Here is a 6,800-nt window from a genome sequence, read left to right on the forward strand (position 1 = left end):
TTTTTCCCATTTGTCAAGCCTTTTTTATGCTTTTTTCTTATTTTGCTCTTTTATACCTTTAACTTAATGACATTGCCTTAATTCCCTTACAATTTTGTCTCTGTTTTCAGGTTCTCTCATGTATGCGTCCACTTGTTTTGCAGACATGACGTCTTGCTGTAAAGGGCAATCCGGAGCGTGCTTAACTTGGCTCCATGTCCTGAAATACGGTGTGGCACCATCCACATAGACCAGTGGAGCAGTTTTGCATTCCGGACAGAAAAAAGTTCTCTTATAGCCGGAAAATCTTTTCAAATCTTCTTTAAATATTTTTGTCACTTCATAAATTGGCATTATACGCATTACATCATTTCGATTGCAATAAGCTTCTTCAAATTTATTCCTGCTCAAAAAATCACCTCAGAAAGGGGCAAAAGAATGGTTGAGCTAAGCGCCTGCATACACGGAATGTTCCCGCTTCTGTCCTACCAGAGCCTTGCCGAATGGCTCGCGTGGTTCCGGGATGTGTACGGGCACGAGGGAGCCTGCCTGGACAGCGGACAGGTTCGGCGGAAATATATCTTTGAACTTTACATTCCCGTCTGCCAGCGAACAGAAGCGGAGTCCGGATTTTTTGTCCCGGCGCTCCCGCCCTGGCTATGGGAGTATTATAACACGGTTAAGTTCCAAAAGCTATACCTGCGCACAGCCGACCAGCTATTTGCCGCAGCCTTTGCTCTATGGTACGGCCTGCCGGAGCGGGCCTGCCGCCTCATTACGGGCAGGTCGCACGCCCAATCTGCCTGCGATATCCTCCACGCGCTGCTGTGCGGGATGGACTGTGATGATGTCGAAAGAGTGCTGCGGGACAGGGGCAGAAAACCGGAGGAAAGGCGCAGGGCGCTTGCTTTTGCCCCCTATCCGGGCAGGTATATTATCTGCCATGACAGAGGGGATATCTCCGCCAGAAGGGACGGGGAAGCCCTAATCGCCCTGGACGGGGAACGCTTCTCCCTGCATACAGAACCATAAAAGGACGTAATAGGCATGGAATGGCTGTTCCTGAGCATGACATTTTTTTGCTGTCGGTTGCCTTCGGGGGCACAGCTTGCACCTACACAAGCTGGTGGGCGCGGCGTCCCTTTGGCGGCGCCCTCGCCATACTGCTGGTGTGCGGCGCGGTCTTTTTCCTCTCCTGCATCGGCTTCTGTCTCATCACAGCCTTTGCGTCCGCGCCCTCTGCCCCGGCTTACAGGATTTTGGGAATGAGGATCTGCGTGTCTAAATAAAATTATAATAATTATATTATATATGTAATAACAGCGAAGGAGGAATGACAGGTGAACTTTTCCTACATGGAAGTGGGGCTGAGCCGGAGGAAGTCGGAGCATATCCAGATTCCCACGGCCCTGCTGGACAACCCTGTTTTCAGGGACGTATCCCTGGAAGCCAAGGTGCTCTATTCCCGCATGTACAACCGGGTGTTCCTGTCTGCCCGGAACCCGGAGCGGTTCAGCGACCGGGAGGGCAGGCTGTACATCTATTACTCCCAAAGCGAGGTAATGGAGCTGTTCCGCGTATCCAAAAACACCGCCGGGAAAATGATGAAGCAGTTGGAAAATATAGGCCTGATAGAGCGCAGGCGGGCCGCGGGCAGGCACACGAAAATCTATGTGAAGGACGTGTATTCCGACCGGGAAGTAAATACCTATAAGGCGGAGGAGGCGGACCGGCGGATGCTGGAGGCATACCAGGAGGATCAAGTGGAGGAGGAACGCTGGCAGCTCATCCGGGAAGCGGAGCAGGAGGTTTACATAGAGGACAAGCCCGCCGGCCCGGAAGCGCCTGTCTATACGGAAGCCGCCGCGCCGGGAAAGCCCTATGGTGTGGAAAAGCAGACGCGCCGCAAAAATTGGGACACAGGACTCCCAAATTTTGGGACTTGGAATTCCCAAAAAGTGACCCTAAGTAATAAATACAGGAATAATACTTACCAGAGGAATACCAACAATCCTTCTTTCCTGCCATACGGCTATGGGGAAAGTACACCCGTATGGGACGGGCGGGAAGATTCTTCCGCACTGGAAGCCCTTGTGGGGGAGCAGGTGGATACAGGCTGGCTGGTGGCAAACGGGTACGGCAGGGAGCAGGTGCGGGAGGTGGTGCGGCTTATCTGCGACAGCCTGTGCCGGAAAGGGCCTGTGCCCCTGCTTGGGGGGCTTCTGCCGGAAACCGCCGTGAAGAAGCGCCTGGGCGAGCTGGAGCCGGAGCATGTAGCCTATGCCCTGGACGTGGTAAACGCCGCCACAGGGATCAAAAACGTGCGCTCCTACCTGCTGGCGGTGCTGTACAACGCCCCCGCCACCATGGAAACCGCTGTCCGTGTGCGAGTGAACACAGATTTTGCGGGGGATGCGCGGCCCTTATACAGCAGGTTTTCCAGAATAAAATGATAAATCCATTGCTTTGCGTTTGTGAAATATGATAGAATGGAGGCGGCAGCATGGTATCCTGGCACAGAGGGCGCAGGTACAAAAAGCTGGAAAAAGTGATGAGGGTATGCTGGGAAATCCCCGGCTCCTAGATGGAGGACGTGGATGAGGGGCGGGCCAGGGAAGCCCTGCTGGATTTTTTCCAGATTTATACCCGGCTCCGGCCCGACAGGAAGCTCAGCGGGGACTTGATGGACAGCGCGTCCACCACGGATTATTACCCTTTGGATACTCATACCGTCGGCTCATGAACAACATCCGCGCCTGGCTGAAGGGACTGGAAAACGAGCCGGAGGAGGCCGCTGTGCTTTTAGATTAGTCAAAGCTTACGGAGGTTTAAGGCAATGCCGCTTAAGACGGCAGTCGTGAATTGTGCGGTGTTGCCTTAAGGGGTTTACAGGAATACCAGCGTGTTTTATGCGCTGTTTCCCATATAGAAGCGAATTAAATACAAACAGCAGGGAGGAACTATTTCCATGAGCAGGAAGGACGCGTACAGCACAATCAAAGGGGAATTGCAGGAAACCCTTGCCCTGGTGGCGGAGAAATCCGGCTGGGAGGCGGGAACAGTGATGGAGCTTATCAGGGCAGTCCGGCTCACGGAGAAGCTGGAAGCCCCTGCCCAAAAGCCCCCGGCCCCGCCTCCGGCGCAGGAGAAAAGCCCGGGGGAGGGCAATATTGCCTACACAAAATATCTCCTGAAGAACTACCGGCTGCTAAAGTCCGCGGTGGACGCCCGCATAACCAGTACAGTCCAGATGCTGGACGACGCTCAGATGCAGATGCTGATGGAGCGGGAGGAGAGCGTGAAAAACCAGCAGGTGCGCTCCATCGCCATGATTTCCGCCAAGGACAGGGTGTTGTTTGCACAACTGGAAAGCGCCCTGGAGCAGATGAGGCTTATCTGTGAAGCCAGTAAAAATCCCCGCGAACAAAGGCAGTATAAAATTCTCGTTTCCCGTTATATCCACGGATTATCTTTAAACCGCACCCTGGATCTCTATGGGATTGAGAAAAGCGAATATTTCCGGTGCCACACCAATGCCGTAGAGAAGCTCTCTGTTATCATGTTCGGCGCAGAGAGAGGCAATAATTTCTACGGGAACCAGTACAGCACTGCGGATTTCGATACGGAGGACAGCCTGCCGGACGTGGAAATATTCCACATCCAACCAGCAGAGCCGCGCGGAAACAGCCTTGAAAAGATCCCTCTGGATCATTTTTTTCAGGCTGCGTTGTAAGCTGGTCTTTGGAAAATTATTTTAATAATAGACATAACAATAAATTCCGGTTTTTCTGAAAGAGGGGAATTTTAGGGGAACTTTAGGGGAATTTTTCCTGTTATACTTAGTACAGTGAAAGGTGCAGGCAGGGCCGCGGGATAAAAACCGCGGCCTTTTCCATACCCGGAGCTTACCCAGAATACCATTTTAAAGGAGGAACCAGACTTGAAAAAAACAAACCAGTATCACAGCTTATGCCCTGGCAAAGGCGGAGCACACCCCTGCCCTGTCCGCGCCGGCCCCTATGAGGAACTCCATCGGCAGTACCAGGAAAAGGCATCTTGACGGCTCTATGGAAGAAGATGGTTTTCAGTATGAGGGCGCTGCTGTTTATGACCTCCAGGAGAAAAAATGGCTGCGGGTTTTCGGGCATTTCCCCGATGAAAAGGCCCAGGAACAGGTTAAAACCACCCCCTCTGCGAAGGCTGTTCCCGAACAGGCCCCACCGACCGCAGAGGAAAAAGCGCCTGCCCCGCAAGAACAGGAGAGTGCGCCCGCACCTTCTCTGTCCATAGATCCCAGCAGGCCCTATATCTTCTGCGAATGGAGTGAAAGCGAAGTTTTCCAGGATAAGACCTCTTATTCCCTCGCTGAATTTGACCGCCTGATGAAAGAAACCGACAGTCATTATGTAAAAAAACAGGCAGAAGGAATCGAAAAATACGGCTCCTGGCAGGCTGTGTACGCTGCGGACGACCCGGAATACGGCCCATATTTGGGCTATGATAAAGTGAAATTCACCCTGCGTATGCCGGATGGCAGCAGCTATACGGAGCGCCAGGACATCGGGGACGGGGACGGCGGCGTGATAGATTTCCTCAGCCAGTATGAGAAGTACCGGGATATCGTGCCCATCCTGCGGGAAGCTGTCCGGCAGGAGCGGGAAACACCTGCCGCCCCGCCGTCTCCGGAGGAGAAAGGCCCTGTCCGGGATCCGGACGGCTGGCTGGTTTCCGCAGAAGATCCCGCCGTGCAGAATCATTTTCCGGCCCCTGTGCAGGCAACTGGTTCCGGCGGGCAGGAGAAGCCCGCACCCGCACCCAATTTCCGCATTACAGATGAGAATCTGGGTGTAGGCGGCCCTAAAGCTCACTACAAAATGAACGTGGAAGCCATCAGGCTTTTGCGGCAGCTACAGACGGAAAACCGGCAGGCCACGCCGGCGGAACAGAACACACTCTCTAAATATGTGGGCTGGGGCGGGTTGGCGGACGCTTTTGATGAAAGCAAGCCCGCCTGGGCCAGCGAATACAAAGAGCTTAAAGGGCTTCTGCCCCCGGAGGAATATGAATCTGCCAGGGCTTCCACCCTTAACAGCCATTATACCACGCCCGTAGTTATCCGCGCTATGTACCAGACCCTGGAAAACATGGGCTTTCGGGGCGGCAGGATTCTGGAACCCTCCATGGGCACAGGCAATTTTTTCGGGTGCCTGCCTGAAAGCATGGCAAAAAGCAGGCTGTACGGGGTTGAGCTGGACAGCATCACCGGGCAGATAGCCCGGCAACTTTACCCCCAGGCGGACATAAAAATCGCGGGCTTTGAAACCACCAGCCGCCATGATTTCTATGACCTTGCCATCGGCAACGTGCCTTTCGGGCAGTACCAGGTACACGACCCGGCCTATAACAGGCTGGGTTTTTCCATCCACAATTACTTTTTTGCCAAGGCTTTAGGCCAGGTGCGCCCCGGCGGTATCGTAGCGTTTCTCACATCCCGTTACACCCTGGACAGCCGGGATACCAAGGTCAGAGAATACCTGGCCCAGCACGCCGACCTGCTGGGGGCCGTCCGCCTGCCTAACAACACCTTTAAAGATAACGCGGGCACAGAGGTTGTCAGCGATATCCTTTTCCTGCAAAAACAGGAATCCCCGCCGGAACAGGAGCCTGCCTGGGTGCAGACCGGGGAGTCAGCCCTGGGCTTCCGGGTAAACCGGTATTTTTTGGATAACCCCCACATGGTACTGGGGGTGGAAACCGCCAAAAGCACCCAATATGCCGGGCAGGGTTACACCGTTGCCCCCGCGCCCGGCGCGGATCTGGCAGGGCAGCTTGCACAGGCCGTCACCCATATTCATGGAACATATCAGGAAGCAGGCCCCCGCCAGGAGGAGGAAAAGCCCGTCTCCCCGGAGGACGTAAAGCCCTACAGCTTTGCGGTCATAGACGGGGAAGTATACTACCGGGAAGGGGAATCCCTGGAAAAGCCAAAGCTCCGGGGGGACGCAGGGGAACGGGTGAAAGCCATGGTTTCCCTGCGGGACTGCACCCGGCGGCTCCTGCGGCTTCAGATGGAGGACGCCCCGGAGGGGGAAATCCAGCAGGCCCAGGGGGAGCTGAGCCGGCTCCACCACAGCTTTCTGGAGCGGTTCGGCCTCATAAATGACAGGAAAAACGCCCGGGCTTTCGACCGGGATTCCAGCTACTATCTGCTCTGCTCCCTGGAGGACGTGGGCAAAAACGGGGAATTAAAACGCAGGGCGGATATCTTCACCAAACGCACCATCCAGCCCCACCGGCCCGTTACCCATACGGAAACCGCCGCCGAAGCCCTGGCTGTGTCTTTAGGGGAGCGGGCCAAAGTAGACCTGCCCTTTATGGCCCGGCTTACGGGCAAGGCAGAGGAGGAAATCTATCAGGAACTGAAAGGGGATATTTTCTTAAACCCCCTGTTCGGGCAGGGTCCCGGGGAGGAAAAATACCTGTCCGCCGATGAGTATTTATCCGGCAATGTGCGGGAAAAGTGGCAGGCGGCAAAGGAAGCCGCCAAAGGGGATCCCGCGTTTCAGGTAAATGCGGAAGCCCTGGAACGGGTGCAGCCACGCCCCCTCACCGCCGCCGAAATCGACGCGCACCTGGGGGCCGTATGGATAGAGCCTGCGTATATCAACCAGTTTATGGCGGAATCCTTCGGCCTGTCCCCTGCCGCCGCCACGCGCACCCATGCTTTCTACAGCGCCGCCACCGGGGATATTTTGCAAACCTTGCCCCGGAGTGGAGCATGATAGAGGCCGCAAGGCTGCTGGCAGGGCAGGAGGGCTGTC

General features: G+C 55.1%; 7 protein-coding genes. 6 read left to right on the plus strand and 1 reads right to left on the minus strand.

All coding sequences use genetic code 11. The features are described 5' to 3' along the window. Positions 1-63: 63 nt before the first annotated feature. A complete protein-coding gene (locus D1841_RS15910) occupies positions 64-390 on the minus strand; it encodes a hypothetical protein (RefSeq protein WP_160644587.1) in 327 nt (108 codons plus the stop codon). A gap of 27 nt (positions 391-417) precedes the next feature. Between D1841_RS15910 and D1841_RS15915 the strand changes: the two genes are divergently transcribed. The 6 genes from D1841_RS15915 to D1841_RS15940 all read left to right on the plus strand — a co-directional run bounded on the left by D1841_RS15915 (position 418) and on the right by D1841_RS15940 (position 6,761). After that, the gene (locus D1841_RS15915; RefSeq protein ID WP_160644589.1) at positions 418-1,011 is read left to right on the plus strand and encodes a hypothetical protein; all 594 of its coding nucleotides are present in this window, start codon (positions 418-420) and stop codon (positions 1,009-1,011) included. Between the two features lie 47 nt (positions 1,012-1,058). Continuing rightward, complete coding sequence (locus tag D1841_RS15920; RefSeq protein ID WP_160644591.1) at positions 1,059-1,268, plus strand: hypothetical protein; 210 nt, start codon at positions 1,059-1,061, stop codon at positions 1,266-1,268. A gap of 51 nt (positions 1,269-1,319) precedes the next feature. Continuing rightward, positions 1,320-2,432 carry a replication initiator protein A gene (locus D1841_RS15925; protein ID WP_160644594.1) on the plus strand — a complete coding sequence of 371 codons (1,113 nt, stop codon included), beginning with the start codon at positions 1,320-1,322 and terminating at the stop codon, positions 2,430-2,432. Positions 2,433-2,563: 131 nt separating this feature from the next. Then, positions 2,564-2,722 (plus strand): hypothetical protein, encoded by a 159-nt coding sequence (locus D1841_RS15930; RefSeq protein WP_161880139.1) that lies wholly within the window; start codon positions 2,564-2,566, stop codon positions 2,720-2,722. Positions 2,723-2,947: 225 nt separating this feature from the next. Beyond that, on the plus strand, positions 2,948-3,712 hold the full coding sequence (locus D1841_RS15935; RefSeq protein ID WP_160644598.1) for a hypothetical protein: 765 nt from the start codon (positions 2,948-2,950) through the stop codon (positions 3,710-3,712). A 286-nt stretch (positions 3,713-3,998) separates the two neighbouring features. Further along, positions 3,999-6,761: an LPD25 domain-containing protein gene (locus D1841_RS15940; protein ID WP_160644600.1), complete on the plus strand. Its 2,763-nt coding sequence runs from the start codon at positions 3,999-4,001 to the stop codon at positions 6,759-6,761. Positions 6,762-6,800 lie beyond the last annotated feature (39 nt).

Source organism: Neglectibacter sp. X4 (genome assembly GCF_009917365.1).
In the GTDB taxonomy this organism is placed as follows: Bacteria; Bacillota; Clostridia; order Oscillospirales; family Acutalibacteraceae; genus Acutalibacter.

What these genes read in the sequence shown, in the direction of transcription:
- D1841_RS15915 (WP_160644589.1), top strand. Translation starts at nt 418, where the DNA reads ATGGTTGAGCTAAGCGCCTGCATACACGGAATGTTCCCGCTTCTGTCC.
- D1841_RS15930 (WP_161880139.1), top strand. Translation starts at nt 2,564, where the DNA reads ATGGAGGACGTGGATGAGGGGCGGGCCAGGGAAGCCCTGCTGGATTTT.
- D1841_RS15935 (WP_160644598.1), top strand. Translation starts at nt 2,948, where the DNA reads ATGAGCAGGAAGGACGCGTACAGCACAATCAAAGGGGAATTGCAGGAA.
- D1841_RS15940 (WP_160644600.1), top strand. Translation starts at nt 3,999, where the DNA reads ATGAGGAACTCCATCGGCAGTACCAGGAAAAGGCATCTTGACGGCTCT.